The sequence below is a fragment of the Pseudomonas sp. L7 genome, from assembly GCF_046605565.1.
In the GTDB taxonomy this organism is placed as follows: domain Bacteria; phylum Pseudomonadota; class Gammaproteobacteria; order Pseudomonadales; family Pseudomonadaceae; genus Aquipseudomonas; species Aquipseudomonas wayambapalatensis.
The window spans coordinates 310,650-324,699 of record NZ_CP176784.1; the positions used below are offsets into that span (position 1 = coordinate 310,650).

At 62.5% G+C, this 14,050-nt stretch carries 10 protein-coding genes and 1 tRNA gene; 4 read left to right on the forward strand and 7 right to left on the reverse strand.

The window, feature by feature from the left end:
* Positions 1–91: 91 nt before the first annotated feature.
* The 3 genes from ACK3BK_RS01505 (at position 92) to ACK3BK_RS01515 (ending at position 4,679) form a co-directional block, all read left to right on the forward strand.
* Complete coding sequence (locus ACK3BK_RS01505) at positions 92–2,992, forward strand: aminotransferase (RefSeq protein WP_411383619.1); 2,901 nt, start codon at positions 92–94, stop codon at positions 2,990–2,992.
* Positions 2,993–3,189: 197 nt separating this feature from the next.
* Positions 3,190–4,296, forward strand: a complete 1,107-nt coding sequence (gene aguA / locus ACK3BK_RS01510) for an agmatine deiminase (RefSeq protein WP_186710231.1) — start codon at positions 3,190–3,192, stop codon at positions 4,294–4,296.
* Between the two features lie 185 nt (positions 4,297–4,481).
* Entirely contained in the window at positions 4,482–4,679 is a 198-nt protein-coding gene (locus ACK3BK_RS01515; protein WP_186667450.1) for a hypothetical protein, read from the forward strand.
* Between the two features lie 54 nt (positions 4,680–4,733).
* On the opposite strand, the gene ppk2 is transcribed toward ACK3BK_RS01515, so the two are convergent.
* From ppk2 to ACK3BK_RS01550, 7 genes are all read right to left on the reverse strand, one after another.
* Positions 4,734–5,717, reverse strand: a complete 984-nt coding sequence (ppk2, locus tag ACK3BK_RS01520) for a polyphosphate kinase 2 (RefSeq protein ID WP_238343321.1) — start codon at positions 5,715–5,717, stop codon at positions 4,734–4,736.
* Positions 5,718–5,919: 202 nt separating this feature from the next.
* On the reverse strand, positions 5,920–6,144 hold the full coding sequence (locus ACK3BK_RS01525) for a hypothetical protein (RefSeq protein WP_411383620.1): 225 nt from the start codon (positions 6,142–6,144) through the stop codon (positions 5,920–5,922).
* A gap of 451 nt (positions 6,145–6,595) precedes the next feature.
* Positions 6,596–7,195, reverse strand: a complete 600-nt coding sequence (locus tag ACK3BK_RS01530; RefSeq protein ID WP_411383621.1) for a hypothetical protein — start codon at positions 7,193–7,195, stop codon at positions 6,596–6,598.
* 864 nt (positions 7,196–8,059) lie between these two features.
* A tRNA-Phe gene (locus tag ACK3BK_RS01535) sits at positions 8,060–8,135 on the reverse strand.
* A 122-nt stretch (positions 8,136–8,257) separates the two neighbouring features.
* Entirely contained in the window at positions 8,258–8,530 is a 273-nt protein-coding gene (locus ACK3BK_RS01540; RefSeq protein WP_054891704.1) for an oxidative damage protection protein, read from the reverse strand.
* Positions 8,527–9,594 (reverse strand): A/G-specific adenine glycosylase, encoded by a 1,068-nt coding sequence (gene mutY, locus ACK3BK_RS01545; protein ID WP_186710232.1) that lies wholly within the window; start codon positions 9,592–9,594, stop codon positions 8,527–8,529. The genes ACK3BK_RS01540 and mutY overlap by 4 nt, the downstream gene beginning before the upstream one ends.
* Entirely contained in the window at positions 9,591–11,840 is a 2,250-nt protein-coding gene (locus tag ACK3BK_RS01550) for an AsmA family protein (RefSeq protein ID WP_411383622.1), read from the reverse strand. Before ACK3BK_RS01550 ends, mutY begins: the two co-directional genes overlap by 4 nt.
* A 409-nt stretch (positions 11,841–12,249) precedes the next feature.
* Here ACK3BK_RS01550 and ACK3BK_RS01555 point away from each other — a divergent pair, with 409 nt between their 5' ends.
* Positions 12,250–13,908, forward strand: coding sequence for an OFA family MFS transporter (locus ACK3BK_RS01555; RefSeq protein WP_411383623.1), 1,659 nt, complete (start codon positions 12,250–12,252; stop codon positions 13,906–13,908).
* Positions 13,909–14,050 lie beyond the last annotated feature (142 nt).

Below are 14,050 nucleotides of genomic sequence, written 5' to 3' on the forward strand. Positions count from 1 at the left end.
GCAGGTTGGCAACGACTGTCTGCGTCTCACCCCCTTGCTTCCGGGCAGTGGTAATGGCGATATAAGCAAAAAAGAGGCCGAGGTTCGCACCATGCCGTTGCACACCCTGATCCACCGCTCCAGCCTTCCACGTCCCGAGGTTTCCGAGGCGCAGGCCAGCCATGCCCTGCAGGCGTATTACGGCCTGCACGGCGCGCTGGTGCCCCTCGGCAGCCAGCAGGACGTGAACTACCGGCTGGACAGCGAGCAGGGGCGCTTCGTCTTCAAGCTGTGCCATGGCAGCTATGCCCAGGTAGAGCTCGAAGCGCAGCATGCCGCGCTGGCCTACCTGCGCACCCAGGGCCTGCCGGTGCCTGCGGTGCGTGCAGCGCTGGGTGGCGAGGGCTTGCTGGCGCTGGAGATCGGCGGCCAGGCCCTGCGTTGCCGCGTGCTCGAATACATCGACGGCCAGCCACTGACCCGTCTGAAGCATATGCCGGATAGGCTGATGGCCGAGCTGGGGGCGCTGTGCGCGCAACTCGACAAGGCCCTGGTCGGCTTCGAGCACCCGGGGCTGGAGCGCACGCTGCAGTGGGATCCGCGGCATGCCGAGGCGTTGATCGAGCACCTGCTGCCGGTCATCAAGGACGAGGCCCGGCGCGAGCGCGTCGAGGGTGTGGCCAGTCAGGCGCGGGCGCGTCTGCAGCCGCTGGTCGGACAGCTTCCGACGCAGGCGGTGCATCTGGACATCACCGATGACAACGTGGTCTGGTCGCTTGACGAGCACCGTCTGTGGCAGGCGCAAGGTGTGATCGATTTCGGCGATCTGTCACACACCTGGCGTATCGCCGACCTCTCGGTCACCTGCGCAGCCTTGCTGCACCATGCCGAAGGCGATCCGCTGCGCATCCTGCCGGTGGTTGCGGCCTACCAGGCGGTCAATCCGCTGAGCGAAGCCGAATTGCGCGCCCTGTGGCCGCTGGTGCTCAACCGTTCCGCAGTGCTGGTGCTGAGCAGCGAGCAGCAACTCACTGTCGATCCGGACAACCAGTACACCCGCGACAACATCGCCCATGAGTGGGAAATCTTCGATACCGCCACTGCGGTGCCTGCCGCATTGATGGAAGCGGCGATCCTGCAGACAGCAGGTTTTGCCCCCGACACCCTGGACCTCGGCGACTGCGCAGCACTGCTGCCGAGCCTGGCCGGCCAGACCGTGGGTCGGCTCGATCTCGGTGTGCTGAGCCCGCACTGCGAGGCTGGAAACTGGCAGCAGGCCGGATTCGACCAGCATCTGTTGCTTGCCCAGCCGGCTCCCGCCACCACGCTGCATGGGCAGTACCGTCTGTCGCAAACCCATTTTGACCGCCCGGACGAGCCTGCCACCTGTGCCTTGGGCGTGGAACTGAACCTGCCGAGCGGTACGGTGTTGCACGCGCCGCAAACCGGTATCTGGCTGAGCACGGGGGATGGCCGCGGGTGTCTGAGCATCGCCGGTTGGGGGCTGTGGCTGAGCGGCCTGGAGCAGGCGCCGGAGGATGGCGAATCGGTGCACAAGGGGCAGGTGCTGGGGTCGACCTGTGGCTTCCTGAGCGTGCAGTTGTGCCTGGACCCCAACATTGCGCCGCCGTTCTTTGCCAAACCGTCCCAGGCAAAGGCCTGGCTGGCGCTTTGCCCGTCGCCGACGGCACTGCTGGGCTTCGATTGCGATGCCGAGCCACTGGTGGACGCCCAGGCCCTGCTGGCGCGGCGCGATGCCAGCTTCGCCCGCTCGCAGAAGCACTACTACGCCCAGCCGCCGCATATCGAGCGCGGCTGGCGCAACTACCTGATCGACATGCAGGGGCGTTCCTACCTGGACATGCTCAACAACGTGGCGGTGCTCGGGCATGGGCATCCGCGCATGGTCGCCGAATCGGCGCGGCAGTGGTCGCTGGTCAATACCAACTCGCGCTTCCACTACGCGGCCATCGCCGAGTTTTCCGAGCGCCTGCTCGAGCTGGCGCCGGAAGGCTTCGACCGGGTGTTCCTGGTCAACAGCGGCACCGAGGCCAACGACCTGGCGATTCGTCTGGCCTGGGCCTACAGCGGCGGGCGTGACCTGCTCAGCGTGCTGGAGGCCTATCACGGCTGGTCGGTGGCCACCGATGCCATCTCCACCTCGATCGCCGACAATCCGCAGGCGTTGGAAACCCGGCCGGACTGGGTCCATCCGGTGGAGGCGCCGAATACGTTCCGCGGCCGTTACCGCGGCGCCGACAGCGCCAGCGATTACCTGCGCGATGTCGACGCCAAGCTCGCCGACCTGGATGCCCGTGGCCGCCAGTTGGCAGGGATGATCTGCGAACCGGTGTACGGTAATGCCGGCGGGATCTCGCTACCCAAGGGCTACCTGCGCGAGGCCTATGCCAAGGTGCGGGCGCGCGGCGGCGTGTGCATCGCCGATGAAGTGCAGGTGGGCTATGGTCGCCTGGGCGAGTACTTCTGGGGCTTCGAGGAGCAGGGCGTGGTGCCGGACATCATCACCATGGCCAAGGGCATGGGTAATGGCCAGCCGCTGGGTGCGGTGATCACCCGCCGCGACATCGCCGAGGCGCTGGAGGCCGAGGGCTATTTCTTCTCCTCGGCCGGCGGCAGCCCGGTGAGCTGCCGGATCGGCATGGCGGTGCTGGATGTGATGCGCGACGAAGGGCTGTGGGACAACGCCCGCGATGTTGGCCGCCACTTCAAGGCGCGCTTGCAAGCGCTGGTCGATAAACATCCGCTTGCCGGTGCCGCCCACGGCTCGGGCTTCTACCTGGGGCTGGAACTGGTGCGTGACCGCCAGACACTGGAACCGGCGACCGAGGAGACCATGGTCCTGTGCGATCGCCTGCGCGACCTGGGGATCTTCATGCAGCCCACGGGAGACTACCTGAACATCCTCAAGATCAAGCCGCCGATGTGCACCACGCGCCAGAGCGTGGACTACTTCGTCGATTGCGTGGATCGTGTCCTGACGGAGCTGAGTTGATTTAAACCGATTTATATCGATTAAATTTCCTGAAATATCTATTTCGATTTTATTTCAGGCTTTAAAAGTCGATATCTATCGGTTAGATTGGTCGTATTCGCTGCCCCTGTGGGAGCGGGCTTGCCCGCGAAGGGGCCCTGCAGACACCTGAACAACCAACCCTGGCACCAGCCTGCCGGGCCATCCAGAGGCTACTCATGAAGACCCTGAACTCGACTCCCCGCGCCGACGGTTTCCACATGCCTGCGGAGTGGGCTCCGCAAACCCAGGTATGGATGGTCTGGCCGGAGCGCCCGGACAACTGGCGCCTGGGCGGCAAGCCCGCGCAGGCGGCACACGTCACCTTGGCCAAGGCCATCGCCCGCTTCGAGCCGGTCACCGTGGCGGTATCTGCGGGCCAGTACGAAAACGCCCGCCGCCAGCTCGACCTGCCCAATATCCGCGTGGTTGAGATCAGCAACGACGACGCCTGGGTCCGCGACACCGGCCCGACCTTCGTGATCAACGATCACGGCGAAGTGCGCGGCGTGGATTGGGGCTTCAATGCCTGGGGCGGTTTCGACGGCGGCCTGTACGCGCCCTGGAACCGTGACGAAGAACTGGCCGCCAAGGTCATGGAAATGGAACGCTGCCAGCGCTACCACACCGAAGGCTTCGTGCTCGAAGGCGGTTCGATCCACGTGGACGGCGAAGGCACCCTGATCACCACCGAAGAGTGCCTGCTCAATCGCAACCGCAACCCGCACCTCACGCGTGAGCAGATCGAGGACGTGCTGCGCGAGCATCTGGCAGTGGAGACCATCGTCTGGCTGCCCGACGGCCTGTACAACGACGAAACCGACGGCCACGTCGACAATTTCTGCTGTTACGTCAGCCCGGGCGAAGTGTTACTGGCCTGGACCGATGATTCCAACGACCCCAACTATGCACGCTGCCACGCCGCCTACGAGGTGCTGAAAAACACCCGTGATGCCAAGGGACGCGAGTTCGTGGTGCACAAGATGCCCATTCCCGGGCCGCTGTTCGCCACCGAGGAAGAATGCGCCGGGGTCGACCAGGTCGCCGGCAGCCAGGAGCGTGACCCGTCGGTGCGCCTGGCCGGCTCTTACGTGAACTTCCTGATCGTCAACGGCGGCATCATCGCGCCCAGCTTCGACGACCCGGCAGATGCCCAGGCTAGAGCGATTCTGGCCAAGGTCTTCCCGGACCATGAAGTGGTGATGATCCCAGGTCGCGAGCTGCTGCTGGGCGGTGGCAACATCCACTGCCTCACCCAGCAGCAACCGGCACCGGTCAAGCGCTGATCGCCGAACACTGGAAGGGCCTGTCGAACGACAGGCCCTTTTTGTTTGCGCGAACGATTTTTCCACGCGCTGGCACAGCTCTTGTATTGCATTTCCCTGGGGTGTTTCGGGGCGGCGGTCCACGCTGTTCTGTAACAATCCCACAGTAATTTAGCCGCTCACGGCCCCGGGGAGTACGTGTCGAAATGAATGCAGCAAGTGAGTCGGCTTTGTCTCCAATGGCGATCAATCACGAATCGCTCAAGGTGCTGGCGCAATGGTTGAAGCACCATGGAAACATCCGGGTCAGGAAGACCGATACGCGCCGCCTTCTGGATGGTCGCTACCCTCAAGGCCTGCTTAGCGAAGCGGAGCTCGAGGCTCTGGTTGCTGTCTGGCGCTGAAGGCAAGGCATCGCACAACGAAAACGCCACCGTATCGACGGTGGCGTTTTTGTTTCAGCTGGCCAGCTCCGTGGCCTCCTCTTCCTCGAACCCGCGAGCGGCACGACCCACCAGCAGCGGGTCTGGCGCGTGGGCGACGCAGTGATCCTTGCCTGGGTAATCCAGCGAGTGCAGGAAGTGCCGGATGCAGTTGAGCCGGGCGCGCTTCTTGTCGTCGGACTTGATCACTGTCCAGGGTGCATCGGCGGTGTCGGTGTGGAAGAACATCGCCTCCTTGGCGGCGGTGTAGTCGTCCCACTTGTCCAGTGACTTGATGTCGATTGGCGACAGCTTCCAGTGCTTGAGTGGGTCGTCCCGCCGGGAGATGAAGCGGCGCAGCTGTTCTTCGCGATTCACCGAGAACCAGTACTTGAACAGCAGGATGCCGCTGTTGCACAGCATCCGCTCAAGATCAGGTGCCTGGCGCATGAACTCCAGGTACTGCAACGGTGAGCAGAAATCCATGACCCGCTCGACCCCGGCGCGGTTGTACCAGGAGCGGTCGAAGAACACCATTTCGCCCGCCGTAGGCAGGTGCTGGATGTAGCGCTGGAAGTACCACTGGCCCTTTTCCTGCTCGGACGGCTTCTCCAGCGCGACGATCCGGGCTCCCCGCGGGTTCAGGTGTTCCATGAAGCGCTTGATGGTGCCGCCCTTGCCCGCCGCATCGCGCCCCTCGAACAGCACCACGATGCGCTGGCCGGTATCTTTCGCCCAGCTCTGCACCTTCAGCAGCTCGATCTGCAGCGCGTGCTTGGCCTTTTCGTACTCCTGGCGGCGCATGCGTGTGCGATAGGGGTAGCTGGCCGGCAGGCGCGCGCTGGTGCTGTCTTCGTTGCTGCCTTTACGGGCGCTGGCGACTTCCAGGGCGGCAGGTTGCTGGCTGATCCGGGTGATGGATGCTTGCGGTTTGCGCTTGCGAGGGCGCGGCGTACGCAGTGGCGTAGCCGGGGCAGCTTCGACGGGGTTGGCAAGGGGGAGGGGAGAATCGTCGCTCATGGAGGTCCTTTCGGGGATCGGGTGTCCATGGCGCAGTTTAGGGCGGTGCGGTTGGTGGCTTTTTGATGCTGGTCAATGATGGCCGGTTAGGCAAGACCATTTCGCGGTAGTACACCGCCGTGGGAGCGGGCTCGTCCCGCGATTGGGCCGCGCAGCGGCCCCGGTTCTGCAAAAACCAGAATCTGATCGCAGAGATGTCGATTTACGGGTTGGCTGGCGTCCGTTCAGCTTGCTCCAGCGACTCCGCAATGGCACTTGCAACAGCTTTGGCAGCATCCAGAGTGTACTTCGCCAGCCACGCATCCCGGCTGGAAAATTCCCGTTCGCTCATGGCGGTGGCATAGATCGGCTCGTCCAGCGCGTCCAGAAGCTCGCAGAGTGTTCTTGCTGCGTCTTGAACCGGTATGCCGGGTGTTACGGTGAACAAGTGGCGGTCCTTTGAAAGGGTGCCGGTGGGGCAGAATCGATGCCCGGAAGAGAGGGTGAATTCGGTCGGGGGTGATGGGTAGGATGCTATTGGCATTGGTTGAACTCCTTGTACTGTTTACCGCCACCCACTGCCGCCAAGCAGTATGGGTGGCGGATTGCACAGGATTGGCGGACCGGCGTACAAGGAAACCGGCGCACCCGAAGGTGCTCCTGCGCAACCCGCCATGACACAGGATTGCCAGGCACAAAAAAAGCGCCGGCAACTGTGATGGGGGCGCTGCTGCGCCTTGTACTCTTCAGGCCGCCAAGCCTGGTCGCTGGTTTTGAGCGACTATCGACACCATACATTTTCGTTAAGAGGTTCGCAACGTCTCTTGCTAGTTTCGCATGAAGTTGATGAGCTCTAATAATCTATAGAAAGAGCGGCCGCTGTGTAGCGGCCAAATTTACTATGCAGCGCATCTTCCGATTTCGTAAGCCTCTGTGTCTAGCGCATTTATACGCTCGGAAATTTCACTGAAGGACTGACTGTTCTGAATCGCTACTGACTTTGTCCTCTTGGACGCCTTTGCTACCAATAGCTCAACTACAAACATAAAGAATAGAGTGCTGGTGATGATAATCGCGCCAATGCTGTTGAAAGCAATGTGTGAAAAGACAGCTATGTGCATGGATTTCATCGCTTTCTTGATTGCAGCTTTGCCCTCGCGCCCTAATTGAGAGTAAGCATCCCTTGCGCGCTTTTCATGTTCCATTCGCCTAGCTGCGTAATATGGCTGCTTTCCTGCCCGAGTTACAAGAAAGACGTCCATAAATGAGAGGTCGTGGCTGTATCGAATCATCCCGTTAAGGCTGGCTCGGGTAATTTTATAGCTCTCATCCTCAAATGAAAGCTTTCCTTCTTCGGCACTAACAAAAAGCTCGTCGCGAATCCTGAAGAGTTCAAATCTGAGTTTGTCGAGCCTGTACTTTTTCCATTCAATATAAATGATGAAGCCCAGGCCGACTGTAGTCGTAAACATCAGTGCAACGAATTGTAACTGAGTCATACGTCCTCCTGTCTGGTCATGCCTCTAGCAGTAATGTGGCTGCTACTGCGGTTTGGATCTTTCCGTTTCTCCAGCTCCGCATGTAATGGCGAGTATAGCTGAATGTAGTCACGTCGCAGCCTTGCCTGATAAAGGCCAAATAGGAGCCCTGCCACCCCAACCGATAGCCCCATCAAGTTAAGCCAGCCAGGGAAAGTCTCAGTTGCGCCCATTTGGCTAGGAAGACCCTGATCAGCTTTGGTTGCCCCGATGTTTCCGCTAGCGGAAACTTTACCGTTCACTTGGATATCGGCTTTGGTGGTTTTGCCTGCCAATTCTCCTATCATCAGATAGCCGCCTCCCATAATTACTGCGGCCAAGCCGATTCGCCCCATCTGAGTGACTATCTTTCCGCCCCAATGGTTCCGACAACTGGTCTTGCATCGTGCTAGCTCCTCCTCCAGTTGCCGAACGTGTTCCTTTGCTCCCTGCCGGCTCATCAAGCTTTTCCTCGATTTTTTGCGAACGTTAGCTAAATGCCACCATGCTGGCTACGGCGATATTCCTACGTGATGTAAGCCTTCTCTTACATGGGGCTATCCGTCGCGTTGAGACTGGCTTGTTAGGTGCTGACATCCCTGGTTGTCGCTCGGCTCGACGTCGAAGAAATTGATTCATTGATCGAGTGAGCCAACTGGGCGAGGTTGTGCTGCTAGGGGGGAGGCGACTCACTCGGCGGTCAAATACAGCCTTGTTCTTAAGGCAGGACAGCCATGCTGTGTGCAAAAAATGGACGTAAGCCAAAATTGAGGCAACAAAAAACCCGCACTAGGCGGGTTTTTTGTGTCGCTTCGGGTAACTTTGCAACCACCCGATGCTTAATGGTGGTGCCCAGAGACGGAGTCGAACCGCCGACACGAGGATTTTCAATCCTCTGCTCTACCGACTGAGCTATCTGGGCGACGGGGCGAATTAAAAAGGTTTTCAGACCTTGCGTCAACGACTTTTTGAAAATTTTTTAAATTAATTCCGTCGCTTACGCATGTTGGCTGTTTTTTGTACAGCCAACCGTCCTGATCGGGTTCACTCGCTGGGTGGAACGTAGCCTTCGGCCTGGGCGTAGTCCTCGCCGGCGAAGAACTTGTCCATTTCCGCCTGGAGGAATTTGCGGTCTTCGCCATTCATCATGTTCAGGCGCTTCTCGTTGATCAGCATGGTCTGGTGCTTCTGCCACTCGTCCCAGGCCTTCTGCGAGATGTGCTCGTAGATGTCCTGGCCTTTGGCACCGGGGTAGGGCGGGCGTGGCAGGCCTGGCAGTTCTTCGTTGTACTTGCGGCACTTCACGGTGCGGGTCATCGGGGGTCTCCTGCAGTCAATTCGTCGGCCACGCGTGCGAGCAGCTTCTTGACCGGGGCTGCGAGGCCCAGGCGCGGCGGGGTGGCGAGGTTATACCAGAGCCAGTCGGGCTCGGCCACGTGCGAGCCGAGCGGGTCGACACGCACCAGCCACGGCTCGATCGCCAGCTGAAAGTGGCTGAAGGTGTGGGTCAGGCCTTGCAGCGCCTGGCTTTGGGTCATGCGCAGGCCGTGCTGGTAGGCGAGGTCGTCGAGCTGCGCCAGGCTGTCGAGCTCCGGCAGGCTCCACAGGCCACCCCACAGACCGCTGGAGGGGCGGCGGTAGAGCAGGATGGCGCCTTCATTGTTGGTCAGCAGCGGCATCAGCGTCTTGCGCTGGGGCAGGGCCTTGCGCGGCTTGGGTTCTGGGTAGCGTTTCTCGTCGCCGAGCAGGTGCGCCTCGCAACCCTGTTGCAGCGGGCAGATCAGGCAACTGGGCTTGCTGCGGGTGCACAGCGTGGCGCCCAGGTCCATCATCGCCTGGGTGTAGTGGTTGACCCGGGTCATGGGCGTGAAGCGCTCGGCTGCGGCCCACAGCGCATTGGCCACCTTGGGCTCGCCGGGGTAACCGGCCTGGGCGGTGAAGCGCGCCAGGACGCGCTTGACGTTGCCGTCGAGGATCGGCGCGCGGATGCCCATGCTGATACTGGCGATGGCGCCTGCGGTGGAGCGGCCGATACCGGGCAACTCGGTCAAGGCCTCGACGCTGCGTGGGAACTCGCCGTCATGCTGGGCGACGACGATCTTCGCCGCCTTCTGCAGGTTGCGCGCGCGAGTGTAGTAGCCCAGGCCCGTCCACAGGTGCAGTACTTCGTCCTCCGGCGCTTCGGCCAGAGCCTGCACGGTGGGCAGGGCCTGCATGAAGCGGTCGAAGTAGTTGAGCACGGTACTGACCTGGGTCTGCTGCAACATGATTTCCGACACCCACACCCGGTAGGGAGTGATGCCCTGTTGCCAGGGCAGGTCGTGGCGGCCGTGCTGATCGAACCACGTCAGCACGGCGCTGGAGAACTGCTGGGGGCTCATCGTTTGAACAGCCCCTTGAGCGCATCTTTCAATTCTGGGCTCACCTTGTCGCCGAGTTTTTCATCGAGCTTTTCGTCGATCTTGTCTTTCAGGCGGTTGCCGGCAAGTTTTGCGGCAACCTTGCCCAGGCCGTCCTGGTCCAGGCGGCAGGCCTTGGCCCCCAGCTCGAGCGGGCCGCGGCAGCGCAGCGGCACTTCGACGCCGACATAGCGCTCATTGACCTGGCAGGCCGGGTCGGGCATGGCGCGCTGGTCGCCTTCGACCATCACGCCGACGCCGTAGTCCATGCCCAGCACGCGCAGGTCCAGATCGCCCTGTCCGTTCACGGTCAGGCCCGGGATGCGCACCTTGAGGTCGGGGTTGCTGGCCACGCCATTGCGCACCACCAGCGTGCCGCGCAGCTCCTGGAAGGGCGTGTCCTTGGCCCGTGGCTCGCCGCTGAGCTGCTTGCGGTTGAGGGTGGCGATAGCCTGGCACAACTGCTGTTCGAGGTTGGCGTTGACCAGCACACCGTCGTTGATGGTGAAGCTGGCGTTGCCGTTGAGCGTGTCGATCAGGGCCTTCTGGCTGTTGCCGGTGGCGGTCAGGTCGCTCGACAAGGTCAGCAGGCCTTTGACCGGCGGCGCCTGATCGGGGCTTTCACGCTTGATGAAGTGCTCGACCGGCACCCGGTTGATGCGGGTGTTCACCCCCAGTTGCGGCACGGCAGGGCGCACATCGACCGTACCCTTGGCCTCGAAGGTGCCGTTGTACAGGCCGCCGCGCAGGGTCTCCAGGGTGACCAGGCCGCCTTGGCCGTTGGCCTTGAGCTGTGCATCGGTGATCGGCAGCTTGTCGAGGGTCAGGGTGCCGAACGACAGGTCGGCCTGCAGGTCGAGGGCGCGCAGGCGATCGACCGGCAGCAGCTTGTCGGTGCTCCAGGCTACTTGAGTGGGGGCGCTGGGCAGTGGCGAGGTACCGGCACCTGCGATCGCACTGGCCTCCTGCTGCTTGACCTCGGCCTGGCGTGCGGCCTTGGCACCCTTGGCTTCTTCGCTCTTGGCCGGCAGGTAGCGATCGGCGTTGAGCGTGTCGCCCTTGAGCTGGAGGCGCAAGGCTTGCTTGGCGAAGTCTTCGACGGCGACGCGGCCGGTGAAGGTGCTCTGGTCGAGTTTCACCGCCAGGTCTTCCATGGCGATGGAGTTCTGGGTGCCTTGCAGGCGGCCGACCAATTCCAGCTTGGCGAAGGCGGTCGGGTCGGCGGTTGCCGGCAGCGGATGGCCGATGCCGTCGAGGAAGGTGCGCAGGTCGAACTGGGCGATGGACAGCCCGCCGCTGAGTTGTGGTGCCTTGTCCAGGTCGCGCAGGCTCAGCTCGCCGAGGGCGCGCAGCTGGTTGGCCGAGACCTTCAGGCCGCTCCAGGACGCGACGTTGGCGCCCAGGTCGACCAGCACCTGGCCTTGGGCGGCGAAGGTCACGGTCTTGCCAGCGGTCGGCTCGCCCGAGGTTTCGCCAGACAGGCGCATGTCTTCGAGGCTGTAGCGCTTGAGCTTGCGGTCGAAGCGCAGATCGCCGACCAGTTCGGTACGGGCCTTGATGTTCGGCTCGCTGGCGCTGAGGAAGGCGCTGGCCTTGATCGGGGTGTTGACCCCGTCGTGGATGGGGCCGCTGCTCAACTGGATGCTTTCGGCGCCATAGCTTTTGCCGCTCTGCTCGTCGGTGAACTGCACCCGAGCGTTGTTGACGGTCAGGCTGTCGATGTCCAGTTTCACCGTGCGTTCGTTGCTGGCTTGCGCTTGGGTCGCTGTCGGGGTGCCATCGGCAGCCGGGGTCGGCGCATCAGGGCTGGCGTTCGGGTCGGGGAGCGGCTTGCCGATATCCTCCCAGTTGCCATGACCGTGTTCGTCGCGCAGCAGCGTAAGGTTCAAGCCCTCGATGCGCACATCGCTCATCTGCACCTCGCGGCGCAGCAGCGGCAGTACGCGCACCGACAGGCCGAGCATCTGCAGGTCGGCGAACGGCTGCTTGGGGTTGTTCAGCGTGGCGATGCTCGCCTCGTGCAGTTCCAGGCCCAGCCATGGGAACAGGCTCCAACCGATGTCACCGTTGAGGGTGAGCTCGACGTGGGCCTTGTTGCGGGCCAGCTGGCGGATTTCGTCTTTGTAGTCGTTGGGATCGAAGAGGTGGGTCAGGGCGAAGCCCAGCGCCACGATGATCAGCAACAACCCGAGAAGTCCCAGCCCCAGGAATTTGCCGAACGCTTTCATGGGCGAGTCCTTGTAGTCCGATAGGTGAATTCAAGCGGCAGAGTATAGCGCCGTGACCATCGCTTCTGAGTATCGCTTCGACAGTTATGGTCAGGGCAGTTCCACGCTTGGGTCTGCTTTGGCCTCATTCGCGGGCAAGCCCGCTCCCATGGAAGCCTACGAAAAGGTCGCTGCAGATCGCAAACGGTTGCGCATCCGACCTGTACCGGTTCAGTTTTATGAAAAATAACGATGTCAGATTGATCTCACCGTCATCTTATGCTGGTAACCTTGCGCAGCTTCCGGAGTGACCGCGACCTATTGTCGCGGGGCAACGACGCCGAAAACGGTGCCAATTTCGCCTTGTGTGCCGCGAAAAAGCCAAGGATCCGGTCCGAAAGCGCAGTCTACCTATAAAAGGATCGAATCCATGAATAGCAGCATTACGGCAGGAGCAGTGGCGAGCGCGCCGGGCTTCCTGTCCAAGGAGCGCATCATCGCCCGGCCGGGGTTCAATCGCTGGTTGGTTCCACCGGCCGCCCTGGCCATTCACCTGTGCATCGGCATGGCCTATGGTTTCTCGGTGTTCTGGCTGCCCCTGTCCCAGGCCATCGGCATCACCGCACCGGTCGCTTGCTCGCCTGACATGGGCTTCATCGCCCGCCTGTTCAGCGCCGACTGCGACTGGCAGATCTCGATGCTCAGCTGGATCTACACCCTGTTCTTCGTCTTCCTCGGCTGTTCGGCCGCCGTGCTGGGTGGCTGGCTGGAACACGCCGGCCCGCGCAAGGCCGGCCTGGTATCGGCGCTGTGCTGGTGCGGTGGCCTGCTGATCTCGGCAATCGGGGTGAAGACCCATCAGCTGTGGCTGATGTGGCTGGGTTCGGGTGTGATCGGCGGCATCGGCCTGGGGCTGGGCTATATCTCGCCGGTCTCCACGCTGATCAAGTGGTTCCCGGACAAGCGCGGCATGGCCACTGGCATGGCGATCATGGGCTTCGGCGGCGGCGCCATGGTCGGTGCACCGCTGGCCACTGCGCTGATGGGGCACTTCGCCAACGGCCAGGAAGTCGGCGTATGGCAGAGCTTCGTCGCCATGGCGGCCATCTACTTCGTGTTCATGACCGCTGGCGCCCTGGCGTACCGCGTGCCGCCGACCGGCTGGAAGCCTGAAGGCTGGACGCCGCCGGCGAAGAAGGCCAACGCCATGGTCACCGACCGCCACGTGCACGTCAGCGTAGCCTGGAAGACCCCGCAGTTTGCGCTGGTCTGGCTGGTCCTGTGCCTGAACGTCTCGGCCGGTATCGGCATCCTCGGCATGGCCTCGCCGCTGCTGCAGGAAGTGTTCGGCGGCAAGCTGCTGGGCAACGACCTGAGCTTCAGCGAGCTGAACGCCGCGCAACTGGCGCAGATCGCTGCCATCGCTGCCGGCTTCACCGGCCTGCTCAGCCTGTTCAACATCGGCGGGCGTTTCTTCTGGGCGTCGTTCTCCGACTATATCGGGCGCAAGAACACCTACTTCGCCTTCTTCGCCATCGGTGTGGGCCTCTACACCCTGGTGCCGAACATGGGCCATATCGGCAACGTGGCGCTGTTCGTGGCGGCGTTCTGCATCATCCTGTCGATGTACGGCGGCGGTTTCGCCACCGTTCCAGCCTACCTGGCCGACCTGTTCGGCACGCAGATGGTCGGCGCCATCCACGGTCGCCTGCTGACCGCGTGGGCTGCGGCCGGCGTGCTGGGCCCGGTGTTGATCACCTACCTGCGCGAATCGCAGCTGGCGGCAGGTGTGCCGCGCGCGGCAGCCTACGACATGACCCTGTACATCCTCGCCGGCCTGCTGGTGCTGGGCTTCATCTGCAACCTGCTGGTGCGCCCGGTGGCCGACAAGTACTTCATGACCGACGCCGAGCTCGCTGCCGAGCGCGCGCTGAGCCACGACAAGGGCGCCGATGGCGCGCAGGCGCTGGAGTGGCATGCCGCTCCGGGCAGCCTGCCGCTGGTGCTGCTGGCCTGGGCCGTGGTGGTTATTCCGCTGGCCTGGGGCGTGTGGATCACTCTGCAGAAGACGGCAGTGCTGTTCCACTGATGCACTGATTTGCCGGGCCTGAAAGGGCCCTTTCGCGGGCAAGCTCGCTCCTGCAAGGTGATGTTGCCCTTGTGGGAGCGGGCTTGCCCGCGAATGCTTTGTGCTGCCACACGTCATCCGCGTTTCAAGCCGGCGCATTCTG

Coding starts and splice junctions, on each gene's coding strand:
- ACK3BK_RS01505 (WP_411383619.1), top strand. CDS start 92: ATGCCGTTGCACACCCTGATCCACCGCTCCAGCCTTCCACGTCCCGAG.
- aguA (WP_186710231.1), top strand. CDS start 3,190: ATGAAGACCCTGAACTCGACTCCCCGCGCCGACGGTTTCCACATGCCT.
- ACK3BK_RS01515 (WP_186667450.1), top strand. CDS start 4,482: ATGAATGCAGCAAGTGAGTCGGCTTTGTCTCCAATGGCGATCAATCAC.
- ppk2 (WP_238343321.1), bottom strand. CDS start 5,717: ATGAGCGACGATTCTCCCCTCCCCCTTGCCAACCCCGTCGAAGCTGCC.
- ACK3BK_RS01530 (WP_411383621.1), bottom strand. CDS start 7,195: ATGACTCAGTTACAATTCGTTGCACTGATGTTTACGACTACAGTCGGC.
- ACK3BK_RS01540 (WP_054891704.1), bottom strand. CDS start 8,530: ATGACCCGCACCGTGAAGTGCCGCAAGTACAACGAAGAACTGCCAGGC.
- mutY (WP_186710232.1), bottom strand. CDS start 9,594: ATGAGCCCCCAGCAGTTCTCCAGCGCCGTGCTGACGTGGTTCGATCAG.
- ACK3BK_RS01550 (WP_411383622.1), bottom strand. CDS start 11,840: ATGAAAGCGTTCGGCAAATTCCTGGGGCTGGGACTTCTCGGGTTGTTG.
- ACK3BK_RS01555 (WP_411383623.1), top strand. CDS start 12,250: ATGAATAGCAGCATTACGGCAGGAGCAGTGGCGAGCGCGCCGGGCTTC.